This is a genomic window from Halomonas sp. 18071143, assembly GCF_019211725.1.
Taxonomy (GTDB): domain Bacteria; phylum Pseudomonadota; class Gammaproteobacteria; order Pseudomonadales; family Halomonadaceae; genus Vreelandella; species Vreelandella stevensii.
Genome location: NZ_CP078120.1, coordinates 234,007 through 257,360, shown reverse-complemented (window position 1 = coordinate 257,360; position 23,354 = coordinate 234,007). Strand labels below are relative to the sequence as shown.

Annotated in this window: 18 protein-coding genes and 4 tRNA genes; 2 read left to right on the top strand and 20 right to left on the bottom strand. The window is 58.2% G+C overall.

Annotated elements, in window-relative coordinates; genetic code table 11:
* Positions 1–85 precede the first annotated feature (85 nt).
* From tuf to KVY02_RS01135, 18 genes are all read right to left on the bottom strand, one after another.
* Positions 86–1,279, bottom strand: a complete 1,194-nt coding sequence (gene tuf, locus KVY02_RS01220; protein WP_218314146.1) for an elongation factor Tu — start codon at positions 1,277–1,279, stop codon at positions 86–88.
* A 29-nt stretch (positions 1,280–1,308) separates the two neighbouring features.
* Positions 1,309–3,432 (bottom strand): elongation factor G, encoded by a 2,124-nt coding sequence (fusA, locus tag KVY02_RS01215; protein WP_218314145.1) that lies wholly within the window; start codon positions 3,430–3,432, stop codon positions 1,309–1,311.
* Between the two features lie 167 nt (positions 3,433–3,599).
* Entirely contained in the window at positions 3,600–4,070 is a 471-nt protein-coding gene (gene rpsG, locus KVY02_RS01210; RefSeq protein WP_016915771.1) for a 30S ribosomal protein S7, read from the bottom strand.
* Positions 4,071–4,211: 141 nt separating this feature from the next.
* A complete protein-coding gene (rpsL, locus tag KVY02_RS01205; protein WP_009098973.1) occupies positions 4,212–4,586 on the bottom strand; it encodes a 30S ribosomal protein S12 in 375 nt (124 codons plus the stop codon).
* 197 nt (positions 4,587–4,783) lie between these two features.
* Positions 4,784–8,998, bottom strand: coding sequence for a DNA-directed RNA polymerase subunit beta' (gene rpoC, locus KVY02_RS01200; RefSeq protein ID WP_218314144.1), 4,215 nt, complete (start codon positions 8,996–8,998; stop codon positions 4,784–4,786).
* Positions 8,999–9,008: 10 nt separating this feature from the next.
* The gene (gene rpoB / locus KVY02_RS01195; protein WP_218314143.1) at positions 9,009–13,085 is read right to left on the bottom strand and encodes a DNA-directed RNA polymerase subunit beta; all 4,077 of its coding nucleotides are present in this window, start codon (positions 13,083–13,085) and stop codon (positions 9,009–9,011) included.
* Positions 13,086–13,449: 364 nt separating this feature from the next.
* Positions 13,450–13,818: a 50S ribosomal protein L7/L12 gene (rplL, locus tag KVY02_RS01190; RefSeq protein ID WP_016915768.1), complete on the bottom strand. Its 369-nt coding sequence runs from the start codon at positions 13,816–13,818 to the stop codon at positions 13,450–13,452.
* A 102-nt stretch (positions 13,819–13,920) separates the two neighbouring features.
* Positions 13,921–14,427 (bottom strand): 50S ribosomal protein L10, encoded by a 507-nt coding sequence (rplJ, locus tag KVY02_RS01185; protein ID WP_016915767.1) that lies wholly within the window; start codon positions 14,425–14,427, stop codon positions 13,921–13,923.
* 326 nt (positions 14,428–14,753) lie between these two features.
* Positions 14,754–15,446 (bottom strand): 50S ribosomal protein L1, encoded by a 693-nt coding sequence (gene rplA, locus KVY02_RS01180; RefSeq protein ID WP_096921649.1) that lies wholly within the window; start codon positions 15,444–15,446, stop codon positions 14,754–14,756.
* 2 nt (positions 15,447–15,448) lie between these two features.
* Positions 15,449–15,880, bottom strand: coding sequence for a 50S ribosomal protein L11 (rplK, locus tag KVY02_RS01175; protein ID WP_016915765.1), 432 nt, complete (start codon positions 15,878–15,880; stop codon positions 15,449–15,451).
* Between the two features lie 120 nt (positions 15,881–16,000).
* Positions 16,001–16,534, bottom strand: a complete 534-nt coding sequence (gene nusG / locus KVY02_RS01170) for a transcription termination/antitermination protein NusG (RefSeq protein ID WP_016915764.1) — start codon at positions 16,532–16,534, stop codon at positions 16,001–16,003.
* A gap of 8 nt (positions 16,535–16,542) precedes the next feature.
* Complete coding sequence (gene secE / locus KVY02_RS01165; protein WP_016915763.1) at positions 16,543–16,926, bottom strand: preprotein translocase subunit SecE; 384 nt, start codon at positions 16,924–16,926, stop codon at positions 16,543–16,545.
* Positions 16,927–16,997: 71 nt separating this feature from the next.
* Positions 16,998–17,073: transfer RNA gene (locus KVY02_RS01160), tRNA-Trp, on the bottom strand.
* Positions 17,074–17,216: 143 nt separating this feature from the next.
* Positions 17,217–17,291, bottom strand: a tRNA-Thr gene (locus KVY02_RS01155).
* Between the two features lie 14 nt (positions 17,292–17,305).
* A tRNA-Gly gene (locus KVY02_RS01150) sits at positions 17,306–17,379 on the bottom strand.
* A 105-nt stretch (positions 17,380–17,484) separates the two neighbouring features.
* A tRNA-Tyr gene (locus KVY02_RS01145) sits at positions 17,485–17,568 on the bottom strand.
* 140 nt (positions 17,569–17,708) lie between these two features.
* Positions 17,709–18,548, bottom strand: a complete 840-nt coding sequence (locus KVY02_RS01140) for a type III pantothenate kinase (protein ID WP_016915762.1) — start codon at positions 18,546–18,548, stop codon at positions 17,709–17,711.
* On the bottom strand, positions 18,545–19,528 hold the full coding sequence (locus KVY02_RS01135) for a biotin--[acetyl-CoA-carboxylase] ligase (RefSeq protein ID WP_218314142.1): 984 nt from the start codon (positions 19,526–19,528) through the stop codon (positions 18,545–18,547). Before KVY02_RS01135 ends, KVY02_RS01140 begins: the two co-directional genes overlap by 4 nt.
* Before the next feature lie 163 nt (positions 19,529–19,691).
* Between KVY02_RS01135 and typA the strand changes: the two genes are divergently transcribed.
* Complete coding sequence (gene typA / locus KVY02_RS01130; RefSeq protein WP_016915760.1) at positions 19,692–21,518, top strand: translational GTPase TypA; 1,827 nt, start codon at positions 19,692–19,694, stop codon at positions 21,516–21,518.
* Positions 21,519–21,795: 277 nt separating this feature from the next.
* Here the strand turns inward: typA and KVY02_RS01125 are convergent, their stop codons facing one another.
* Together KVY02_RS01125 and KVY02_RS01120 are read right to left on the bottom strand one after the other, a co-directional pair.
* Entirely contained in the window at positions 21,796–22,197 is a 402-nt protein-coding gene (locus KVY02_RS01125; RefSeq protein WP_256357598.1) for a transposase, read from the bottom strand.
* 17 nt (positions 22,198–22,214) lie between these two features.
* Positions 22,215–22,853, bottom strand: coding sequence for a hypothetical protein (locus tag KVY02_RS01120; protein WP_218314141.1), 639 nt, complete (start codon positions 22,851–22,853; stop codon positions 22,215–22,217).
* Between the two features lie 21 nt (positions 22,854–22,874).
* Between KVY02_RS01120 and tnpA the strand changes: the two genes are divergently transcribed.
* Positions 22,875–23,330 carry an IS200/IS605 family transposase gene (tnpA, locus tag KVY02_RS01115; RefSeq protein ID WP_125203849.1) on the top strand — a complete coding sequence of 152 codons (456 nt, stop codon included), beginning with the start codon at positions 22,875–22,877 and terminating at the stop codon, positions 23,328–23,330.
* The last annotated feature ends 24 nt before the right edge of the window (positions 23,331–23,354 follow it).

Here is a 23,354-nt window from a genome sequence, read left to right as displayed (position 1 = left end):
CGCCAATCGGCCATGTCAAACATTTGCGATTGGTGCGCAGAAAAGGGGGCTCTTGCGAGCCCCCTTGCATCATCAAGTCAACAGCTTACTTGACGATCTTGGCTACGACGCCAGCACCTACGGTACGGCCACCTTCGCGGATAGCGAAGCGCAGACCTTCGTCCATGGCGATCGGAGCGATCAGGGTGATAACCATTTTGATGTTATCGCCCGGCATTACCATTTCAACGCCTTCCGGCAGTTCACAAGTACCGGTTACGTCGGTGGTACGGAAGTAGAACTGCGGACGGTAGCCCTTGAAGAAAGGCGTGTGACGACCACCTTCTTCCTTGGACAGTACGTATACTTCGGCTTCGAACGTGGTGTGCGGGTTGATGGTGCCCGGCTTGGCCAGAACCTGGCCACGCTCGACGTCATCACGCTTGGTGCCACGCAGCAGCGCGCCAACGTTCTCACCTGCACGACCTTCGTCGAGCAGCTTACGGAACATTTCAACGCCAGTAACGGTGGTTTTGGTGGTGTCGCGGATACCCACGATTTCCACTTCCTCACCGGCTTTAACGATACCGCGCTCTACACGACCGGTAACAACAGTACCACGGCCAGAGATAGAGAATACGTCTTCGATCGGCATCAGGAACGGCTGGTCGATAGCACGCTCCGGCTCAGGGATGTAGTCATCCAGAGCTTTGATCAGGTTGGTAACGGCGGTGGTACCCATGCCGTTCTCGTCTTCACCGTTCAGAGCCATCAGCGCAGAACCAGTGATGATCGGCGTGTCGTCACCCGGGAAGTCGTACTCGTTCAGAAGTTCACGAACTTCCATTTCGACCAGCTCGAGCAGCTCTTCGTCATCGACCATGTCCGCCTTGTTCAGGAACACAACGATGTACGGTACGCCAACCTGACGAGACAGCAGGATGTGCTCGCGAGTCTGCGGCATGGGGCCGTCAGCGGCAGAACACACCAGGATAGCGCCGTCCATCTGAGCAGCACCGGTGATCATGTTCTTGACGTAGTCAGCGTGTCCCGGGCAGTCAACGTGCGCGTAGTGACGCTGCTCGGACTGGTACTCAACGTGAGAAGTCGCGATGGTGATACCACGCTCACGCTCTTCCGGTGCGTTATCGATAGTATCGAATGCACGCCAGTCGCCGCCGAAAACCTCAGCAGACACGCGGGTCAGGGCCGCTGTCAGAGTCGTTTTACCGTGGTCGACGTGACCGATGGTGCCGACGTTGACGTGCGGTTTGGAACGTTCAAATTTTTCCTTAGCCACTGCTATAACCTCTTTACGTTAGCTAACGGTTAACCGTTTTGGTTGATGACGGCTTCAACGACGCTGGAGGGCGCCTCCTCGTACTTCGCGAACTCCATAGAGTAGCTCGCACGGCCCTGGGTCTGTGAGCGCAGATCGGTTGCGTAACCGAACATCTCACCCAGTGGCACCGTTGCACGAATGACTTTACCAGAGGGAGAGTCATCCATGCCCTGCACCAGGCCGCGACGACGGTTCAGGTCGCCCATGACGTCACCCATAAAATCTTCGGGGGTCACGACTTCGACCTTCATCACCGGCTCCAGCAGCACGGCCTTGGCCTTCCGGGCACCTTCTTTCACTGCCATGGAAGAAGCAATCTTGAACGCAGTCTCGTTCGAGTCCACGTCATGGTAGGAACCATCAAACAGCGTGACTTTGACGTCGATCATCGGGTAACCCGCGATGACACCGTTTTTCAGCTGCTCGAAAGCACCCTTTTCAACCGCAGGGACGTATTCCTTGGGAACCACACCACCCACGATTTCAGAGTTGAACTTGAAGAAGATTTCTTCTTCGCCTTCACCCTTCTCTTCTGCAGTCAGCGGCTCGATGCGCAGCCAGACGTGACCGAACTGACCACGACCACCAGACTGACGAACGAACTTGCCTTCCTGCTCGACGCTGCCGCGAATGGTTTCGCGGTAGGCGACCTGCGGCTTACCGATATTGGCTTCTACCTTGAACTCGCGACGCATGCGGTCGACGATGATGTCCAGGTGCAGCTCACCCATACCGGAGATAATGGTTTGACCGGTCTCTTCGTCGGTCTTGACCTGGAACGAAGGATCTTCCTGGGCCAGCTTGCCAAGCGCAACGCCCATTTTCTCTTGATCAGCTTTAGATTTCGGCTCAACAGCAACCGAGATCACCGGCTCCGGGAACTCCATGCGCTCGAGAACGATCTTGTTGTCGATATCGCACAGGGTGTCACCGGTGGTGACATCTTTCAGGCCGATACAGGCCGCGATGTCGCCCGCCAGTACTTCCTTGATCTCTTCGCGTGTATTAGCGTGCATCTGAACGATACGACCAACGCGCTCTTTCTTCTGCTTGACGGAGTTGTAGACGCCGTCACCAGACTTCAGAACGCCCGAGTAGACGCGAATGAAGGTCAGAGTACCAACGAAGGGGTCGGTAGCAATCTTGAACGCCAGTGCAGCAAACGGAGCATTATCGTCAGCCTCACGAGTTGCGACAGTACCATCCTTGTCGTCCAGCTCACCTTCAATGGCCTTGACTTCCGTTGGTGACGGCAGATATTCAACTACTGCGTCCAGAACCGCCTGAACACCTTTGTTCTTGAAGGCAGAACCACAGGTGACTAGAACGACTTCGCTTGCCAATGTACGGGCGCGCAGGCCTGCCTTGATCTCAGCGACGCTCAGCTCGCCTTGTTCAAGGTACTTGTCCATCAGCTCTTCAGAGGCCTCGGCAGCGGCTTCGACCATCTGCTCACGGTACTCTTCAGCGGTTTCGACCAACTCTGCAGGGATATCTACAAGCTCATAGCTCGTTCCAAGGTCTTCCTCGTTCCAGAGGATAGCCTTCATCTCGATCAGGTCGATAACGCCCTTGAAGTCTTCTTCCGTGCCCCAGTTAATCTGGATCGGCACGGCGTTGGCACCCAGGCGCTCTTTCAGCTGGTCGACAACCATAAAGAAATCAGCGCCGGTACGGTCCATCTTGTTGACGAACACCATGCGCGGAACTTCGTACTTGTTGGCCTGACGCCATACGGTTTCGGTCTGCGGCTGAACGCCGGAGGAACCGCACAGTACAACGACCGCACCATCGAGAACACGCAGAGAACGCTCAACTTCGATAGTGAAGTCAACGTGCCCGGGGGTGTCGATGATGTTGATACGGTGCTCATCAAACTGATGATTCATCCCCTTCCAAAAGGTGGTTACAGCAGCAGAGGTGATAGTGATACCACGCTCCTGCTCCTGCTCCATCCAGTCGGTCGTAGACGCACCCTCATGCGTTTCGCCCAGCTTGTGGTTTACGCCAGTGTAAAACAGTACACGCTCAGTGGTGGTAGTTTTACCTGCGTCGACGTGAGCCACAATCCCCAGGTTACGGTAGCGATTAAGCGGTGTTTTGCGTGCCACGGTGAAACTCCCGTTAGTTGGCGATGCTCGTTAATCCAGCGGTGCCATTTCTGCTTATGCCACCGCCGCCATCGACAACGATAGCGGCGGCGTGTTGCAACATGACGATAAAAAGCTTTAACGCACTGCAACCGACAGAAAAAGACACGAGCCCAGAAACGTCGAGCTTAGAAACGATAGTGAGAGAAGGCCTTGTTGGCTTCTGCCATACGGTGCACGTCTTCACGCTTCTTGACAGCAGAGCCCTTGCCCTCAGCGGCATCCAGCATTTCACCTGCCAGGCGCTGAACCATCGTTTTCTCACCGCGACGACGCGCAGCGTCTACCAGCCAGCGCATTGCCAGCGCTTGGCGGCGTGACGGACGAACTTCAACCGGCACCTGATAAGTAGCACCACCCACGCGGCGCGACTTTACTTCGACCATCGGCTGGATGGTTTCCAGCGCCTTGTCGAAGATTTCCAGCGGCTCTTCTTTACTACGCTCGGCAACCTTGTCCAACGCACCATAGACGATGCGCTCAGCTACGGACTTCTTGCCGCTGACCATCAGGTGGTTCATGAACTTCGCCAGACGCTCACTTCCGAACTTGGGATCCGGCAGGATTTCGCGTTTAGCTACAACTCTTCTTCTAGGCATGATAAGCCCTCAATTAAGGATCCTTCAGGTAAACTCGGAACCTGCTTGCGCCTTTGGCGCCGCCCGACCTTACTCTTATCAGACCATCATATTCGGTTAAAAGGTAACACCGCAGCGCTCCATGAGGCTGCGTTCAGCGCCTTAGGACTTCGGACGCTTGGTACCGTACTTGGAACGACCCTGCTTACGGTTCTGTACGCCAGAGGTGTCAAGGGCGCCACGAACGGTGTGATAACGCACACCTGGCAAATCCTTTACACGACCGCCGCGAATCAGAACAACAGAGTGCTCCTGGAGGTTGTGACCTTCACCACCGATGTAAGAAGAGACTTCGAAACCGTTGGTCAGGCGCACACGGCAAACCTTACGCAGGGCCGAGTTCGGCTTCTTGGGGGTGGTGGTGTAAACGCGCGTACAAACGCCGCGCTTTTGCGGGCATGCCTGAAGCGCAGGCACGTCACTCTTGGTGACGGGGCGCTTGCGCGGCTTGCGCACTAGCTGATTAATCGTTGCCATGGTGTTTAGCTGACTCCAATGGTTGCCTTGGCCTATTAACAAATACAAGCAGCGGATGCGGGCGCACCCACCCCACTGTTAAAGGCTGCGCATTCTAAAGGCTGACCCTGCCTGGCGTCAAGCCCTGGCGGTGGTTTACCGCCAGGTTCCTGCCATTCAGGGCCAGCCGCTCTTGGCTGCTCTTGGCCTGTCCTGGGTTACAGATCGTCGTCTGAATCCAGGGCGGTCAACTGAGCACCCAGCTCCTGCTCAACCTCGGTAGCCGAGGGGTTGAACAGACGCTCTACGTCTTCGCGCTTGCGACGACGCTCTGCGTGGTGAGTCAGACCGGTACCTGCCGGAATCAGACGTCCAACTACCACGTTTTCTTTCAGGCCACGCAGGTAATCGCGCTTGCCGGTTACCGCCGCTTCGGTCAATACGCGGGTCGTTTCCTGGAACGACGCCGCCGAAATGAACGACTCGGTGGCCAGGCTGGCCTTGGTGATACCCAGCAGCAAGCGTTGGTACTTGGCCGGGAACTTGCCTTCTTTCTCCAGACGCTCGTTCTGCTCCAGCACGCGCACCAGTTCTGCCTGGTCGCCGGTAATGAAGTCAGAGTCGCCGGAATCGGTGATCTCTACCTTGCGTAGCATCTGACGCACGATGACTTCGATGTGCTTGTCGTTGATGCCTACACCTTGCAGACGGTATACGTCCTGTACTTCGGCAGTGATGTACTTGGCCAGCTCCGCCACACCCAGCAGGCGCAGGATGTCGTGCGGGTTGCTCGGGCCATCGGAAATCACTTCGCCCTTCTCGACGGATTCGCCTTCGAAGACGGCGATTTGACGCCATTTCGGAATCAGCGCTTCGAACGGATCGCCAGATTCCGGGGTAATCGTCAGACGACGCTTGCCCTTGGTCTCTTTACCGAAGCTCACCACACCGCTGATTTCCGCGAGAATGGCCGACTCTTTCGGCTTACGCGCTTCGAACAGGTCGGCTACCCGCGGCAGACCACCGGTGATGTCCTTGTTACCCGAGGCTTCTACCGGGATACGGGCAACGACTTCACCCACACCGATGGTCGAGCCGTCGTCCACGGAGATGATCGAGTTGCCGGGCAGCAGGTACTGTACCGGCGTGTTGGAACCGGACACGGACACGTACTCGCCTGCGGCGTCCTGCAGCATCACCATCGGGCGCTTGTCGCGGCCGGCCATCGGGCGGGCAGCCGTCTCGATGACCTCGATGGAGGAGAGGCCGGTCATTTCATCGACGCTGCGGTGCATGGTGACACCTTCGTCGAGATCGATGAACTGGGCCTTACCTTCCACTTCCGCAATGATCGGATGGGTGTGCGGGTCCCACTTGGCCACGATCGTACCAGCGTCGACGACGTCACCGTCGCGAACCGACAGCTCGGCACCGTAAGGCAGCTTGTAGTACTCACGCTCACGACCATGATCGTCGGCGACGGCCAGGGCGCTTGAACGAGACACCACCACCAGTTTGCCGTCGGCACGCTCAACGTGCTTGATATTGTGCAGGCGTACTTTACCGCCGTGTTTCACCTGTACGCTGTCGACCGCCGAGGAACGCGATGCCGCACCACCGATGTGGAACGTACGCATGGTCAGCTGGGTACCCGGCTCACCGATGGACTGGGCAGCGATGACACCCACCGACTCACCGATGTTGACCTGATGGCCACGCGCCAGGTCACGGCCGTAGCAGGATGAACAAACGCCATGGGCGGTGTCACAGGTAATGGTGGAGCGCACGATGATCTCGTCCACACCCATGGTGTCCAGCGATGCACACCACTTCTCGTCGAGCAGCGTGTTGCGCGGGATCAGCACTTCTTCGGTGCTCGGATCGATGACGTCCTGCGCCACCACTCGGCCCAGTACACGCTGTGACAGCGGTACGATAATGTCGCCACCCTCGATGATCGGGTGCAGCGTCAGACCGTTCTCAGTACCACAGTCGATTTCGGTGATCACCAGATCCTGGGCCACGTCGACCAGGCGGCGAGTCAGGTAACCGGAGTTGGCCGTTTTCAGGGCCGTATCCGCCAGACCTTTACGTGCACCGTGGGTCGAGATGAAGTACTGAAGTACGTTCAGACCCTCACGGAAGTTGGCCACGATGGGGGTTTCGATGATCGAGCCATCCGGCTTGGCCATCAGACCACGCATACCCGCCAGCTGACGGATCTGGGCGGCGCTACCACGGGCACCGGAATCGGCCATGATGAAGACGCTGTTGAAGGAGTCCTGCTCCACTTCATTGCCTTCACGGTCGACGACGGTCTCCTTGGAGATACCTGCCATCATCGCCTTGGCCACCTTGTCGTTGGCCTTGGACCAGATGTCGATAACCTTGTTGTACTTCTCGCCTGCGGTCACCAGACCGGACGAGAACTGGTCTTCGATCTCTTTGACTTCGGCTTCGGCCGCTTCGACGATATCGGTCTTGGCGTCGGGAATGACGAAGTCGTTGACACCGATCGAGGCGCCGGACCAGGTCGCCAGACGGAAGCCGGTGTACATCAGCTGGTCAGCGAAGATGACCGTGGGCTTGAGGCCCGCACGACGATACACTTCGTTGATCAGGCTGGAGATCGCCTTCTTCTTCATCGGTTGATCGATCAGCGCGAACGGTACGCCTTCCGGCAGAATGCGGAACAGCAGGGCACGACCCACGGTGGTGTCGTACAGGCGACGATGCCTGGAGCGCTCGCCGGTCTCTTCGTCGACGTCCACTTCATCCAGGCGCACTTTGACGCGTGCATGCAGCGAGACGGACTGAGTACCGAAGGCACGCTCTACCTCGTTGAGGTCAGAAAACACCATGCCTTCGCCCTTGGCGTTGATCTTTTCGCGGGTCATGTAGTACAGACCCAGAACAACGTCCTGCGACGGCACGATGATCGGCTCGCCGTTGGCAGGCGACAGCACGTTGTTGGTGGCCATCATCAGCGCACGCGCTTCGAGCTGGGCTTCCAGGGTCAGCGGTACGTGGACCGCCATCTGGTCACCGTCGAAGTCGGCGTTGTAAGCCGCACACACCAGCGGGTGCAGCTGGATCGCCTTGCCTTCGATCAGCAGCGGTTCGAACGCCTGGATACCCAGACGGTGCAGGGTCGGTGCACGGTTGAGCAGTACCGGGTGTTCGCGGATGACGTCGGCCAGGATATCCCACACTTCCGGCAGTTCACGCTCGACCATCTTCTTCGCGGCTTTGATCGTGGACGCATGGCCCAGCGACTGCAGCTTGGAGTAGATGAACGGCTTGAACAGCTCGAGGGCCATCTTCTTCGGCAGACCACACTGGTGCAGACGCAGGGTCGGGCCCACGGTGATGACCGAACGGCCGGAGTAGTCGACACGCTTACCCAGCAGGTTCTGACGGAAACGGCCCTGCTTACCCTTGATCATGTCGGCAAGGGATTTCAGCGGACGCTTGTTGGAGCCAGTGATGGCACGGCCGCGACGGCCATTGTCCAGCAGCGCATCCACCGCTTCCTGCAGCATACGCTTCTCGTTACGCACGATGATGTCCGGCGCATTGAGGTCCAGCAGACGCTTCAGGCGGTTGTTACGGTTGATCACACGACGGTAGAGGTCGTTGAGATCGGAGGTCGCGAAGCGGCCACCGTCCAGCGGCACCAGCGGACGCAAATCCGGCGGCAGCACGGGCAGCACTTCCATGACCATCCACGCCGGCGCATTGCCGGAGTGGTAGAACGCTTCGAGCAGCTTCAGGCGCTTGGAGAGCTTCTTGATCTTGGTTTCAGAGTTGGTCTGCGGAATCTCTTCGCGCAGCGTGTTGATCTCTTCTTCCAGATCGATGTCCTTGAGCAGTTCCTGAACGGCTTCGGCACCCATGCGGGCGTCGAAGTCATCGCCGAACTCTTCCAGGGCTTCGAAGTACTGCTCGTCGTTGAGCAGCTGACCACGCTCCAGCGTGGTCATGCCCGGGTCGATGACCACGAAGCTTTCGAAGTACAGCACGCGCTCGATATCACGCAGGGTCATATCGAGGAACATGCCGATACGCGACGGCAGTGATTTCAAAAACCAGATGTGAGCGACCGGCGAGGCCAGCTCGATGTGGCCCATGCGCTCACGGCGCACGGCAGCCTTGGTGACTTCGACGCCACACTTCTCACAAATGATGCCACGGTGCTTCATGCGCTTGTACTTGCCGCACAGACACTCGTAGTCCTTGACCGGGCCAAAGATCTTGGCGCAGAACAGACCATCCCGTTCCGGCTTGAAGGTACGGTAGTTGATGGTCTCGGGCTTCTTCACCTCGCCAAACGACCAGGAGCGAATCATGTCCGGCGACGCGAGGGTAATCTTGATCGCGTCGAACTCTTCGGACTGAGACTGCGATTTGAGTACTTTCACCAAATCTTTCATATGACGGCTCCTAGCTCTCTAACTCGATATCGATGCCCAGCGAGCGGATTTCCTTCACGAGTACGTTGAAGGATTCCGGCATGCCTGCCTGCATGGTGTGGTCGCCATCCACGATGTTCTTGTACATCTTGGTGCGGCCTTCGACGTCGTCCGACTTGACGGTGAGCATCTCTTGTAGCGTGTACGCAGCGCCGTAGGCTTCCAACGCCCACACTTCCATCTCACCGAAGCGCTGACCACCGAACTGTGCCTTACCACCCAAGGGCTGCTGAGTCACCAGCGAGTAAGAACCGGTAGAACGCGCGTGCATCTTGTCGTCTACCAGGTGGTTAAGCTTCAGCATGTACATGTAGCCAACGGTGACCGAGCGGTCGAAGGCATCGCCGGTACGACCATCGTACAGCACCATCTGACCGGATTCCGGAATGTCTGCCAGCTTCAGCAGGTGCTTGATCTCGTGCTCTTTGGCACCGTCAAACACCGGCGTGGCCATGGGCACACCGCCTTTGAGGTTTTTCGCCAGCGCGATGATTTCCTCATCGGTCAGCGAATCGATGTCCTCCATGCGGGTGCCAGGCGTGTTGTAGACCTGCCCCAGGAAGTCACGAATTTCCGCAACCTGCTGGCCACGCGCATCGCGCAGCATGGCCTCGATCTTGACGCCCAGGCCGCGTGCCGCCATGCCCAGGTGGGTTTCCAGGATCTGACCGACGTTCATGCGCGACGGTACACCCAGCGGGTTCAGCACCACGTCCACCGGCTCGCCCTTCTCGTCGAACGGCATGTCCTCGATGGGCATGATCGCGGAGATAACACCCTTGTTACCGTGACGACCGGCCATCTTGTCGCCTGGCTGAATGCGACGCTTCACCGCCATGTAGACCTTGACGATTTTCAGCACGCCCGGCGCGAGGTCGTCGCCCTGGGTCAGCTTGCGTTTCTTGTCTTCGAAACGCTCGTCCATCTCTTTACGGCGGTTTTCGAGCTGCTCATCGGCCTGGGCCAGCAGTTCGTTGTAGGCTTCGTCCTGCATGCGCAGCTTGAACCACTGCTGACGGGGCAGTTCGTCCAGGTACGTCTCGCTCAGCACGTCGCCTTTTTTCAGGTTCGGGCCACCGTTGACGGCCTGACCTTCCAGGGTGCGCTTCAGACGCTCGAACGTCGCGTCTTCGGCAATCCGGTAGGTCTCCTGCAGGTCCTTGCGTACTTCGTCCAGCTGCATCTGCTCGATGGACAGGGCACGGGAGTCCTTCTCGACGCCGTCACGGGTGAAGACCTGAACGTCGATGACCGTACCCTTCATGCCGGTGGGGGCGCGCAGGGAGGTGTCTTTCACGTCAGAGGCTTTCTCACCGAAGATGGCGCGCAGCAGCTTCTCTTCCGGCGTCAGCTGGGTTTCACCTTTCGGCGTTACCTTACCCACCAGAATGTCGCCGGGGCCGACTTCAGCGCCGATGTACACAACGCCCGCTTCGTCCAGCTTGCCCAGCGCCGATTCACCGACGTTGGGGATATCGGAGGTGATCTCTTCCGGCCCCAGCTTGGTGTCACGAGACACACAGGTCAGTTCCTGAATGTGAATCGTGGTGAAGCGATCTTCCTGAACGACACGCTCGGAGAGCAGGATGGAGTCTTCGAAGTTGTAACCGTTCCAGGGCATGAACGCGATGCGCATGTTCTGGCCCAGAGCCAGATCCCCCATGTCGACAGACGGGCCGTCGGCCAGAATATCGCCGCGTGCCACGCTGTCGCCAGGCCGCACAATGGGGCGCTGGTTCATACAGGTGTTCTGGTTGGAGCGGGTATACTTGGTCAGGTTGTAGATGTCGACGCCGGCTTCGCCGCCGATGATCTCATCTTCATTGACCCGCACCACCACACGACGCGCATCCACGGAGTCGATGACGCCGCCTCGGCGCGCCACGGCACATACGCCGGAGTCGCGGGCCACGAAACGCTCCATGCCGGTACCGACCAGCGGCTTGTCGGCACGCAGGGTCGGAACGGCCTGACGCTGCATGTTCGCACCCATCAAGGCGCGGTTGGCATCATCGTGCTCCAGGAACGGGATCAAGGCCGCTGCGACCGAGACCACCTGACGCGGAGACACGTCCATCAGCGTCACTTGCTCAGGACGCATGAAGGTGGTTTCGCCGCGGTGGCGTACCTGCACCAGGTCATCGATTAGCTTGCCAGACTCGTCTACCGCCGCCGACGCCTGGGCGATAACGAAGTCGCCCTCCTCGATCGCCGACAGGTGAACGATGTCGTCGGTGACCTGACAGGCATTCACTTTGCGGTACGGCGTTTCCAGGAAGCCATAGCTGTTGGTATGGCTGTAGGTGGCCAGCGAGTTGATCAGACCGATGTTCGGGCCTTCCGGCGTTTCGATCGGGCACAGACGACCGTAGTGCGTGGCGTGTACGTCACGTACTTCGAAGCCTGCACGCTCACGGGTCAGACCGCCCGGACCGAGTGCCGATACACGACGCTTGTGAGTCACCTCGGAAAGCGGGTTGTTCTGGTCCATGAACTGGGACAGCTGGCTGGAACCGAAGAACTCTTTCACCGCCGCCGCCACGGGCTTGGCGTTGATCAAGTCCTGGGGCATCAAGCCTTCGCTCTCCGCCATGGACAGACGCTCTTTCACCGCACGCTCGACGCGCACCAGACCTACACGGAACTGGTTCTCGGCCATTTCGCCAACGCAGCGGATACGACGGTTGCCCAGGTGGTCGATATCGTCGACGTCACCAAAACCGTTACGGATGTTGATCAGCTCGCGCAGCACATCGAGGATGTCCTTGCGGTCCAATACACCGGAGCCCACGTCGGAGTCACGACGCAGACGACGGTTGAACTTCATCCGACCCACGCCCGACAGGTCGTAGCGGTCTTCGGTGAAGAACAGGTTGTGGAACAGCGTTTCGGCGGCTTCCTTGGTGGGCGGCTCGCCAGGACGCATCATGCGGTAGATTTCGACCAGCGCTTCCAGCTGCGAGCTGGTGGTGTCCAGCTTCAGCGTGTCGGAAACGAAGGAACCGCAGTCCAGGTCATTGGTGTAGAGCGTTTCGATCTGGGTAATGCCACCCTGAGCCATGCGCTCCAGCACTTCTGGGGTAATTTCGGTGTTGCACGGGCAGATCAGCTCGCCCGTCCTGGTGTCGATCTGGTCTTTGGCCAGCGTTTTGCCGAACAGGTACTCCATCGGCACTTCCAGACGCTCCAGACCCGCTTTTTCCAACTGGCGGATGTGCTTCTGGGTGATCCGACGACCTTCTTCGACGATCAGTTCACCATCGGCACCCTTGATGTCGAAGGTGGCGGTTTCACCGCGTAGGCGCGACGGAACCAGCTCCACGGAGAAGCCAGACTTTTCGATATGGAAGGTACTGGTTTCGAAGAACTCGTCGAGGATCTCTTCGGTACTCATGCCCAGCGCGCGCATCAGCACGGAAGCCGGCAGCTTGCGACGACGGTCGATACGCACGAAGACGTTGTCTTTCGGGTCGAACTCGAAGTCGAGCCATGAGCCACGGTAAGGAATCACGCGAGCAGAGTAGAGCAGCTTGCCGGAAGAGTGGCTCTTGCCCTTGTCATGATCGAAGAACACACCGGGTGAGCGGTGGAGCTGGGAAACGATTACCCGCTCGGTACCGTTGATAACGAAGGTACCGTTCTCGGTCATCAGGGGGATTTCCCCCATGTAGACTTCCTGCTCTTTGATATCCTTGATAGCCTTGTTCGAGGAGTCGCGATCATAGATGATCAAGCGAACCTTGACGCGCAGCGGGGCGGAGTAGGTCACGCCACGCAGCTGACACTCCTTCACATCGAACGCCGGCGTACCGAAGCGATAGCTGACATACTCCAGCGCAGCGTTACCCGAGAAGCTCTCGATCGGGAACACGGACTTGAATGCCGCGTGCAGACCCACTTCGTGCCGCTCATCAGGCGAACGATCCTGCTGGAGAAAGTCGTAGTAGGAATCAAGCTGGATGGCCAGCAAGTAAGGCACATCCATCACTTGGGGCAGTTTGCCGAAATCCTTGCGGATGCGTTTTTTCTCAGTATATGAGTAAGCCATCTGTATTCCCCAGCTTGTTCACCATGGGTGACCGATGCGTGGTCATCTGCCCGCGGGCGTTTCAGACGCAGACAGCAAGCTCCTCAATCGGTAGCTCGCCGTCAAAAATCTTGATAGATAACAGTGTTACGGTAGTGCTGTCCGCGCTTCGTTGTTGCCTGCCGACACGCTCACGCTTTACAACTGACGCATTACAACAACGTACGCTTCACAACAACGGTCCTGCTATTGTGCTGCTTTTTACCGCAGCGGCTCTGTCGTTTCGCTGCACGGCAGCATATTACAACAGAAAAAGGCCGGCAGCGGGATAGCCCGCCGCCAGCCGTGGAAGCTTACGCAGCGCGTAAAGCCATCAGCACAAGGATTACTTGAGCTCGACGGTTGCGCCCGCTTCTTCCAGCTTCTTCTTGGCAGCTTCAGCGTCGTCCTTGGACATCGCTTCTTTGATGGTCGCCGGAGCGCCGTCAACAGCGCCTTTGGCTTCTTTCAGGCCAAGACCGGTGATTTCACGAACGGCTTTGATGACGTTGACTTTCTTGTCACCAGCAGACGCCAGTACCAGGTCGAATTCGGTCTGCTCTTCAGCAGCTTCGCCAGCAGCCGCCGGACCAGCCATAACGGCTGCGGCAGCAGAAACGCCGAATTTCTCTTCCATCGCTTCGATCAGCTCGACAACTTCCATTACGGACATGTCGGCTACAGCATTGATGATATCGTCTTTGGTCAGTGCCATTGTTCCATTCCTAACTTTGCGGGAGTCTCGGACAACCGAGAACTCGGGATTTATTGCAGGTTCAGGCTGCGTGTCGATAACGCGGCCCGCAAGAAACGCTGCTTAGGCAGCTTCGGCTTCTTGCTTCTGGTCGCGCAGGGCGGCCAGGGTACGAACCAGCTTGCCAGCGGAGGCTTCTTTCATGACCGACATCAACTTGGCAATTGCCTCGTCGTAAGTCGGCAGGGTTGCCAGACGATCGATGTCAGCAGCCGGAATCAGCTCACCTTCGTAGGCCAACGCTTTCACTTCGAAGTTCTGCTCAGTCTTGGCAAACTCCTTGAACAGACGAGCGGCAGCGCCCGGATGCTCAGTGGAGAAAGCCAGCAGAGTAGGACCAACGAAGCTCTCGTTCAGACACTCCCACTGGGTGCCTTCGAGTGCGCGGCGAGCCAGCGTGTTACGAACAACACGCAGCTCTACACCATTCTCACGCGCCTGCTTGCGCAGATCGGTCATTTTACCGACCGTGACGCCGCGAGAATCGGCAACTACGACGGAGAGTGCGCCCTTGGCCGCTTCACTGACCTCGGCAACAATCGCTTTCTTGCCTTCAAGTGCTAGTGGCACAGTGATCACTCCTTCGTGCCGAAACCCGTCAAGGTTTCGGAGGTTACCATCTCTTCCAGGCCCAACAGCGGCACAGGAAGCCTTAGGGGATGGTGCTCACCAGAAAGCGGTTGCTAAAAGCGTTAACCAACTGGCGGCCACACCATCTGCGCAGGCGCTTTAGGGCGATTAAGCCGCCACTTCAGAAAAGCGGCGGCACCTGCGGTCTTTGACGGTGCCTCATCTGGCATAAAGCTCAGCGAGGGACCGCAAAGTTCTTGCTCGGTTCCAGCCACCGGCAACACGAGATTTCGCCCGTGCCGCCAGCAGGACTATCCTCGACTCGCTTATACCAGCGAGGAGTGGTCGATAGTCAAACCCGGGCCCATGGTAGTGGACAGGGTGAATTTCTTGAAGTAGATGCCTTTGGAAGAGCTCGGCTTGAGCTTCTTCAGGTCAGCTACCAGTGCTTCCAGGTTACCCTGAACGGCGGTCGCGTCAAAATCGACCTTGCCCAGCGTGGTGTGGATGATGCCGTTCTTGTCGGTACGGAAACGCACCTGACCCGCTTTGGCATTCTTGACCGCAGTGGCCACGTCAGGCGTCACGGTGCCGACCTTCGGGTTCGGCATCAGGCCGCGCGGACCGAGGATCTGGCCCAGCTGACCGACAACGCGCATGGCATCCGGAGAAGCGATGACGACGTCGAAATCCATCACGCCTTTCTTGACCTGCTCGGCCAGCTCTTCCATGCCCACGATGTCAGCGCCGGCTTCTTTGGCCGCATCGGCGTTGGCACCCTGAGTGAACACAGCCACGCGAACGTCTTTACCGGTGCCGTTAGGCATGACGGTAGCGCCACGAACGACCTGGTCGGATTTACGCGGATCAACACCCAGGTTGATCGCAACGTCCAGAGACTCTTTGAACTTCACGGTTGACAGCTCAGAAAGCAGGGCAACGGCTTCTTCCAGAGAGTAAGCCTTGTTGCTGTCTACTTTCTCGCGAATCATCTTGGCGCGCTTGGACAGTTTAGCCATGATTAGAGACCCTCCACGTTTAAGCCCATGCTGCGAGCGCTACCAGCGATGGTGCGCACTGCGGCTTCAAGATCAGCAGCCGTCATGTCAGGCTCTTTGGTCTTGGCGATCTCTTCCAGCTGTGCACGTGTCACGGTGCCAACCTTCTTCTTGTTCGGCTCACCAGAACCGGACTTGATGCCCGCTGCTTTTTTCAGCAGTACGGCAGCAGGCGGCGTCTTGGTGACGAACGTGAAGCTACGGTCTGAGTAGACGGTAATCACGACAGGCGTCGGCAGGCCCGGCTCAATTTCTTGAGTCGCGGCGTTGAACGCCTTACAGAATTCCATGATGTTCACGCCGTGCTGACCCAGCGCGGGGCCTACGGGCGGACTCGGGTTGGCTTTACCTGCAGCAACCTGCAGTTTGATGTAAGCCTGTACTTTCTTGGCCATGATAATTACTCCAATTGGGTGATAACGCCTGACGGCTCCCCGGTACGCGTAAAGCAGCGCGGGGCTGCTTTACATGAATCCAGGACGGCACCCACGGCGCCATCCTGCAACAATTTGAGATTACTCTTTTTCTACCTGAGAGAACTCAAGCTCTACAGGCGTCGCGCGGCCAAAGATCAGCACACTGACCTGCAGACGGCTCTTGTCGTAGTTCACCTCTTCAACGACACCGTTGAAATCGGCAAACGGACCATCGATGACACGCACGGACTGACCCGGCTCGAACATGGTCTTGGGACGCGGCTTGTCGGTGCCGTCCTTCACACGACGAAGAATAGCTTCGGCTTCGCGACTGGTGATGGGCGCCGGCTTCTCTTTGGTGCCACCGATGAACCCCATGACACGCGGCGTTTCGTTCACCAGATGCCAGGTTTCGTCGACCATCTCCATCTCGACCAGCACATAGCCAGGATAAAACTTGCGCTCACTCTTGCGGCGCTTGCCGTCGCGCATCTCGACCACTTCTTCCGTCGGCACCAGGATTTCGCCAAAGCGATCTTCCATGCCATACATTTTCACACGCTCGATCAGCGAGCGCATGACATGCTTCTCAAAGCCGGAATAAGCGTGGACGACGTACCAACGTTTGGACATGAAAACTCCTAACCAATAACGCCGGACATCGCCCAGCCAAGAAGAGTGTCAATCAACCACAGCATCAACCCCACCACCAGCACCGCTACCAGTACGATGGCAGTCGTTTGAATGGTTTCAGGACGGGTTGGCCATACAACGCGCTGAATCTCTTTCCTGGCGCTGACAGCAAGCTCGATCAGGTCGCGACCCTTGGCGGTAGTGAGTGCAATCAATCCTGCCAATGCACACAGCACAACGACACCGAGGACACGATAGAGCAGGCCAATATCGGCGAAATAGGTATTACCAACGATTGCAACAACAAGCAGCGCTACAGTCGCCGCCCACTTGAGCCCGTCATGGCGCGTCTGTTGCACCTCATCGCCATGTTTTACGGAACTAGGCTTCATAAAAACGAGACTCCTAAGGGTGCAGCGAGCGACAAAGGAATTCTAGAAAGACATGCCAACCTGGGGAAGATTGGCAGGCCAGGAGGGAATCGAACCCCCAACCTGCGGTTTTGGAGACCGCTGCTCTGCCAATTGAGCTACTGGCCTGTATCGTCAAATGCGCAATTTACCACCTACGCAAGAGCGGGCGCCATGATAGCGAAGATTTTTCCGCCTGACAACCCTTACATCACACCCACTGCCGTGAGCGAAGACAAAAAAAGCGAGCATCGCTCGCTTTTTCCGCAATATGGAGCTCATGGACGGAATTGAACCGTCGACCTCACCCTTACCAAGGGTGTGCTCTACCCCTGAGCTACATGAGCCAAACACATCAAACTGGAGCGGGCGGCGGGAATCGAACCCGCACCATCAGCTTGGAAGGCTGAGGTTCTACCATTGAACTACGCCCGCCGAACTTGCCTAAAGAATGACAATCCGCTGCACGAGAAACAGTAGCTAATGCCCGCTTACCGGCTTTTCATTCACGAGCACTGACAAATCAGCACTCATACAATCTGGTGGAGAGGGAAGGATTCGAACCTTCGAAGCTTTCGCGGCAGATTTACAGTCTGCTCCCTTTGGCCACTCGGGAACCTCTCCAGCTGTGGCGGCACATTATGCCAGCCTTCAAAACAGTGTCAAGCCAAAATCTCTTTATTTTCGAGATCTTTACTGCTTACTGATTTAACCAATCAGCGCTGCGACTCGACTGCATCTGCTTTGGAACGCGCTGCATTCTGTCAAAGCAGCATGGAGAATGCAAGCCCTGCGCGAATTTTTTCCAACGAAACCGGCTCCGGCACCCGCGGCGCACCCGACATCTTGCCTGCGCGCTCGGCGAAGGTCAGCGGAAATGTGGCTTCGAGGCCGCCATACACCATGTCGGGCCAGACAGCATGGGGCACCTGAACCCCGCGCGACACCACGCGCGCATCCCCCCCGGTCAGCAGCATGGGCAGCGCCACTCCTTGCTGGTCACATACCTCGCTGTAAATGCGATTGATGGCACTGACCGCCGCCATGTAGATGCCATGGTTGACGGCATCCACCGTGCGCCTGCCAGGCTCCAGCAGCGCATCGGCCTCGCTATCGGGGTCGATGGCCACATTGCGGGTGCCCAGCTTGAGACTCTCTTTCATCAACCGTAACCCCGGGATGATGAAGCCCCCCAGATGCACCCCGCCCGGCAACACGAAATCAATGGTGATGGCACTGCCGCAGTCCACCGCACAGCAGCCGCCGGCCAGCTGGTAACCCGCCAAGGCCCCCATCCAACGGTCTACGCCCAGGCGGCCGGGCTCCTCATAGCCATTGACGACGCCCAGCGCCTCGGGTGTCGAGCGCGCCACATGGACCTGACGCACCTGGCGGCGGAGCAGGGCGACAGTTTCGTCCAGCACGGCGGCCCTGGCCACGCTGGAAATGCGCACCGCTTCTACTACGCCCAAGTCAGGAATATCCGCCCCTGGACGCCACTCCTCCCGGGTCCATACGGCCCCGCGTGAGCGGATCTCGCTGCTCTCGGCATCCTTGAGCCGCCACTTCGACAGCGTGTTGCCGATATCCAAATCCAGAATCATAGACGCCTACGTACGCTAATCTCACCGCCCGACAGGCGTCGCGAGTGACCGTTTTCAGTAACCCACAGGTTACCACTTTCATCGACATCGCCTGCAACGGCATCGCTGGTGCGCTCCCCCTGGATGACCCGAATGGGCAACCCTGAGTAGGCATGGCGCTGGTTCCAAGCATCGAGCCAGGGTGCAAATCCGCTGGTTTCGAATCCTGCCAGCATGCTCAGCAACCCCGATACCATGTCCGCCGCCAGCTGGTTGCGCGAGATTCCGGGCTGCGCATCGAACAATGCGGCCACCGGCTGGTCGATGGTCGCTCGGAGACTATCGGGCAGCATCAAGTTCATGCCAATGCCGATCACTACTTCACAGGGGCCTGCGGCATCCCCCGTCACTTCGATCAGAATACCTGCGAGCTTGCCAAGCTCGCCCTCGTTTTCGGCCAACAGCACGTCGTTGGGCCACTTCAGCTTGGGCGCCACGCCATACTGCTCGAGCACCTGAGAGACCACGACGCCCACCGCGAGACTTAGCCCCTCCAGAGCATTGACGCCGGATTCGAAGCGCCAGCCCATGGACACCATCAAACTCTGCCCCCAGGGCGTCGACCAGACACGGCCGCGCCGTCCGCGCCCTGCCGTCTGCAGCTCGACGAAACACACTTCGCCGTGGCCTGCACCCTGTGAAAACCGCTCACGCAGGTACTCATTACTGGAGGGCAGCTGATCTTCGACGAACAGACGCGCCAGCAAATGGCGGGCATCCGCAGGTAGCCGCTCGACGATACGCGCCCCATCCAACGGCTCGAGCGGGTAAGCCAGGCGATAGCCTCGTCCTTTCACGGCGACCAGCTCCACGCCTAGCGCTTCGAGTTTCTTCAGCTGCTTCCACACGGCGGCTCGGGAAACGCCTAACGCCTCCCCCAACTGTTCACCGGAATGAACCTCGCCATCGCTCAACAAACGCATCAGGTTACCGATGGTCATGTGCCTGCCCCAACTGGGAAAACGCCTATCTTAACGGAACCGTCACGAAGGCGAAAACTGCCGCGTTTAGGTTATTGACTTGGTGCTTTATTTAAGACAGTGCTGGTAGTGGACCGTACCCAGACCCTATAATGCCGCCCTATTTTTCCAGCAGGATCGCGTCGTGATCGAGAATCTTCGCAACATTGCCATTATTGCCCACGTTGACCACGGTAAAACTACCTTGGTAGACAAACTGTTAAGCCAGTCCGGAACGCTCGACCGCAAGGCCGAGGGTCAGGAGCGAGTCATGGACTCCAATGACCAGGAGAGAGAGCGCGGCATCACCATCCTGGCCAAGAATACGGCTATTCAGTGGCAAGATAGCAATGGCAAGGATTACCACATCAACATCGTGGACACCCCTGGGCACGCCGACTTCGGCGGTGAAGTAGAGCGCGTCATGTCCATGGTGGACTCTGTGCTGCTGCTGGTCGACGCCGTGGACGGCCCGATGCCACAAACTCGCTTCGTGACCCAGAAAGCCTTCTCGCAGGGCCTCAAGCCCATCGTGGTGGTCAACAAGATCGACCGCCCCGGCGCACGGCCTGACTGGGTCATCGACCAGATCTTCGATCTGTTCGACAACCTGGGCGCCACCGACGACCAGCTCGACTTCCCGATCATCTACTGCTCGGCCCTGAACGGCATTGCGGGCATGGACCCGGAAGAGCTGGCCGACAACATGGACCCGATGTTCCAGGCCATCGTCGATATCGTCGAGCCGCCGAAAGTCGAAGTCGATGGGCCGTTCCAGATGCAGATTTCTGCCCTGGACTACAACAGCTACGTCGGCGTCATCGGCCTGGGCCGCATCAAACGCGGTTCCGTGAAGCCCAACCAGCAGATCTCGGTGATCGGTGTGGATGGCAAGGTGCGCAAGGGCAAGATCGGCCAGGTCATGACCCACATGGGCCTCGAGCGCGTACAAACTACCGAAGCCACCGCTGGCGATATCGTCTGCATCACCGGTATCGAAGAGCTGTCCATTTCGGACACCCTGTGTGACCCGAGCGCCGTCGAAGCCCTGCCGCCGCTGTCCGTAGACGAGCCCACCGTCTCGATGACCTTCCAGGTCAACGACTCGCCGTTCGCAGGCAAGGATGGCAAGTTCGTCACCAGCCGCAACATCAAGGATCGCCTGGACCAGGAGCTGATCCACAACGTGGCGCTGCGCGTCGAGCAGGGCGAAACGCCCGAGAAGTTCAAGGTCTCTGGCCGTGGCGAACTGCACCTGTCGGTACTGATCGAAACCATGCGTCGTGAAGGCTTCGAGCTGGCCGTTGGTCGCCCCGAGGTCATCATCAAGGAGATCGACGGCGTCAAGCAGGAGCCCTACGAAGAAGTCATCATCGACTGTGAAGAGCAGCATCAGGGCTCGATCATGGAAGAGCTGGGCTACCGCAAGGGCGAGCTGACCAACATGAACCCGGATGGCAAGGGCCGTGTGCGCCTCGACTTCATCATCCCGGCACGTGGCCTGATCGGCTTCCGTGGCCAGTTCCTGACGCTGACGTCGGGCACCGGCATTCTGACCAGCCGTTTCGACCATTACGGCCCGCTGAAGCCCGATGCCGCCATCGAGCGTCGCAACGGCGTCATGGTCTCCATGGTGGATGGCAAGGCGCTGGCCTACGCTCTGTATACACTGCAAGAGCGCGGCAAGCTGATCATCGACCACGGTACCGAAGTGTACGAAGGCATGCTGGTCGGTATCCACAGCCGCGCCAACGACCTGGTGGTCAACCCCACCAAGGGCAAGAAGCTGGATAACATGCGCGCGTCGGGCAACGATGAAAACATCGTGTTGACGCCGCCGGTGAAGTTCACGCTGGAACAGGCTATCGAGTTCCTCGACTCCGATGAGCTGGTCGAAGTGACGCCGAGCTTCATCCGTCTGCGCAAGAAGCTGCTGAAAGAGAACGAGCGCAAGCGCTCCAGCAAGAAGTAAGCTGACCGCTGACACCGAAAGCCCGCCATCGTGCGGGCTTTTTGCTATCTCGACCCATGGTCGACTGGGCTGAACGGGCCACAAATATCATCATTAACGCAACCTAAACACTAGCGCGCTGGAAAGCGTCGCCATTCTATCGCACAGTAACGCAATCGTTGACGCCCTCGGGGGGCTGTCACGCTACACTTCCTACAAGTGTTTGGATACCTACCCCCATCCGACACCACTATCAGGGACACTCCTGCGCATGAGCGGTCTTGACGCCCTCCCCGCCCTAAAGGACGGGGATTCCAACTTCTTGAGGGCAACGTCCTGCCCCGAGGCTGAGGATATTCCGGGCCGCATTCACGTCCCGGTCGTGGAGTACACCACACTCCACGCACTCCCAGACCCTTACTCGCAACCCGTTGACGCCCTGCGGCCCGCTAAGCGAGCCGCACGACGAACAGGCGCGGGTGGTGTTGGTTTCGCGAACGACCTTGAAGACGATGCCTGCGTGAGCGCATTTATATTCCAGCATCGTTTTCAGTTGTGACCAGCCAGCGTCGTAGACGCTTTTGGCCATCCTGGTCTTCGCGAGCCTGGTTGAGGAAACATCGCCCACGACGATTTCGCCGTACTGGTTGACGAGTTTCCGGGAAAACTTGTGCTGCGCGTCCTGGCGACGGTTCTTGATCTTGGCGTGAATAGCTTTTACCCGCCGCTTGTTGCGGGCACGTTAGCTGTCGCCAACTGGTCTTCCATGCGGCGGTAGAAGCGGCTGTTTTCCAGCCTTCCTCCATCGCTACAGGGTACATCCTTGAGCCCAAGGTCGATGCCAACGGCGCCCTGCCCAAGCGTCGGCTGCACGTCCACCTCGACCGCAACATTGAAATACCACCGGCCCCGGCTATCTTCGTTGAAACTGCCGGCACGGAACTTGTATGTCGACAGGCCGTAGCTATCCCACACCTTGAAGTAGGTGCCGTTGTGAAATACCTGCCCGTTCTTCCACTTGGCCGCGCCGGTATTGACCGGAATCCAGCCAAGTGAGCGGCGTACACCGCCGGACTTGCGCCAATTCAAGCGGGGCTTTTTGAACTGCTTGCGGCGGGCAACGTATTCAGCAGCGATGCATTGCAGCGTTTGGCTGTGCAGGCCGAGGTCCTTGCCAGCACCCTTGGTATAGGGGTGCATGTCGTAGGCAGACAGAAACAGACCTTTCTCCCGAATGGCTCGGGAAGACAGTTCGTTGAGGTAGTTCCAAACAAAATTCACGCTGCGGGCCATGCGGTTAAGCTCGGCGGCGTGTTTGTCCTTCACTCGAACCTTGAGGGTCTTGGTCTGCTTCATGGCTTCGAATATACTTGGTCTATGGAAACCAAACAAGCTATCAGAACAGGAAGACACTGCGTTTTTAAACTCCATGCCCATTTGGTATTTGTCACCAGGTATCGGGGCAAGGTGTTCACCGGCGCGCATCTCAACTCCCTCGAATTGCTTTTCGACCGAGTGTGTCGGGACTTCGAGGCGGAGCTACAGGAGTTCAACGGTGAAACCGATCACGTCCATTTGCTTGTCAACTTTCCACCCAAAGTGGCGGTATCCAGGCTGGTGAATAGTTTGAAGGGGGTATCCAGCCGGCGGATGAAGTTACTACACCCTGAACTGGTGCAGCCCGCCTACCGGAAGAACTCGCTGTGGAGTCCAAGCTACTTTGCGGGAAGTGTCGGAGGCGCCCCCCTGAGCATGGTCAAGCAGTATATTGAGCAACAATCGAGGCCGGACCAGGGGCGCTCTCGCGCCCCTCGCTATCCATCCTCGCACTAGCAGTCTGTCGGACTTGAGGTTAAT